This is a genomic window from Caryophanon tenue, from assembly GCF_001700315.1.
Lineage (GTDB): Bacteria > Bacillota > Bacilli > Bacillales_A > Planococcaceae > Caryophanon > Caryophanon tenue.
On record NZ_MASJ01000033.1, the window covers coordinates 1 to 1,851 of the forward strand.

A 1,851-nucleotide genomic window follows, 5' to 3' on the forward strand; every position below is an offset into this window, starting at 1 on the left:
ACGATATGCTGAACGAAATTTGTGATTTGATTGATGATTACGATATTGCTAACATGCGAGAATTGCGGAGATTTGTAAGAGAAAAAGGTTCTGAATGTAATTTGCCTAGCATGAAAGTTATTAATTCGGTTCTGCGTTCTCACACTGGATTGATTAGATTGTATTTTGATGCTGTATATCAAGAAAGAAAATATGGTCGAAGTGACTTTGATAAAGATACAGGTGAGATACAGTGAGAAGCTAAAGAGTGGCGAATGCCGCTCTTTTTTGTTTTTAAATTCGAGTGCAGCGACAGCCGATCCAAACGAAAATTTTGAAAAAATTTTTGGGTGGTTCGGTGTTCGGGTCTTAGGGTGAAACCCTAACAAGCAAATAAAATTCGTGTCGGGTTTACCATGGTAAACCCGTAGCTTGCCCTTTCAATTTTTTGCAATTTTGAACGGGAAGAAATACCTCGGTTTTCAGGCGAATTAAAACCCGAATAGAAAATAAAATTTGATGCTGCTGCAAGGGAAAAGCACAAAAAGTTTTTGCGCTCTTTGCAAAAAGTTTTTTGCCCCTTGTTGCAGTAAACACGATTTATCAAGCTAGCCATGAGGAACGAAATGGGGAGGGGCGCTTTTCCCCTCAACATTTTTTTCCTCACCCGCTGTAGGCGCTCGGTGCGAGTAGCACAAAGAGAGGTTTTTGGGGGTTTGCCCCTTTGTTCACAAAGGGGCAAGGTCTTGTCTTTTGAATTGGCTGCTAACGGATTCCTTCGGTTGGCCGCCAATTGGTTTTGGGTTTGAATGGCTTTTAAAACGCTTTTAAAGGCTCTTAGAAAGCTTTTAAAGGCTCTTATAAGGTTTTGGAGCTTTAAAGGTTTTTAAACGCTTTTAAAGGGTTTTAGAGGGTTTATTAGCTTGCTGGTGAACCCTCTGTATTTTTTGTTTTTGAAATTCGGGCGAAAAAAGGGGGGATACTACGACCCCCCTTTTAAGTGCCGAGTGCCAATTTGAGCGAAAAAATGGTTTTAAACCTAGAGCCACAAGGGTTTGTGTCCGGCGAGTTTTCGGCGAGTTTTCGGCGAGTTTTTAGCTGATTTTTAGCTGAATGGCGTTTTTTCGTAATGCTTTGTAATTCTCAATATTGCTTTGGCATATATATTAATGTACAATTGGATTTAAATATTAAGAGAAAGAGGGTTTTGATTGTGGTAGAGGAAAAAGAAGATATGCAAAGTGTAACTATTCGTATCCCTAAGAAGTTGTATTCTGATTACAAAAAAACCTTGTTAGAACAAGGGAAAATTGTGACTTATGATGTGCGCCGATATATGAATGACGTTGTAGAAAATCATAAGAAAGGGCAAAAATAAGCATAAAAAAAGAGCGTCCCCTGAGAAAAGACCGCTCAATTTAAAACTTATTTTGTAAGGTAATTATACTGTTATGGCTAAAGACAAAGCAAGATACTTCACCTTTTTGTTATACCCTGAATCCATTCCAGAAGATTGGGAAATGAAATTAGAATCAATTGGAGTTCCTATTGCGATTAGTCCGCTTCACGATAAAGATTTGAGTGATGTTGCTGGGCAAGAATATAAAAAGGCTCATTACCATGTGATTTATGTTGCCAAGAATCCTGTGACTGCGGATAGCGTTCGTTATAAAATCAAAAAAACTTTGGGTGAACAAAGCGTTAGCATGGTTCAAATAGTTGTTCAAAGCATGGAAAATATATATTTATATTTAACTCATGAATCCAAAGATGCTATTGCTAAAAATAAAGTTAAATATTCTAAGCAAGATATAAAACACCTTAATAAGTTCAAGATAAAGACGATATGCTGAACGAAATTTGTGATTTGAT

2 protein-coding genes and 1 pseudogene are annotated in these 1,851 nt (G+C 37.3%); all 3 read left to right on the forward strand.

What is annotated here, in order from left to right; genetic code table 11:
* A pseudogene (locus A6M13_RS12075) lies at positions 1 to 236 on the forward strand (Rep family protein); the annotation flags it as partial.
* A gap of 956 nt (positions 237 to 1,192) precedes the next feature.
* The gene (locus A6M13_RS12085; protein WP_211270316.1) at positions 1,193 to 1,357 is read left to right on the forward strand and encodes a hypothetical protein; all 165 of its coding nucleotides are present in this window, start codon (positions 1,193 to 1,195) and stop codon (positions 1,355 to 1,357) included.
* Between the two features lie 73 nt (positions 1,358 to 1,430).
* Positions 1,431 to 1,832: a Rep family protein gene (locus A6M13_RS12090; protein ID WP_141680955.1), complete on the forward strand. Its 402-nt coding sequence runs from the start codon at positions 1,431 to 1,433 to the stop codon at positions 1,830 to 1,832.
* Positions 1,833 to 1,851: the final 19 nt, after the last annotated feature.

Coding starts and splice junctions, on each gene's coding strand:
- A6M13_RS12090 (WP_141680955.1), top strand. CDS start 1,431: ATGGCTAAAGACAAAGCAAGATACTTCACCTTTTTGTTATACCCTGAA.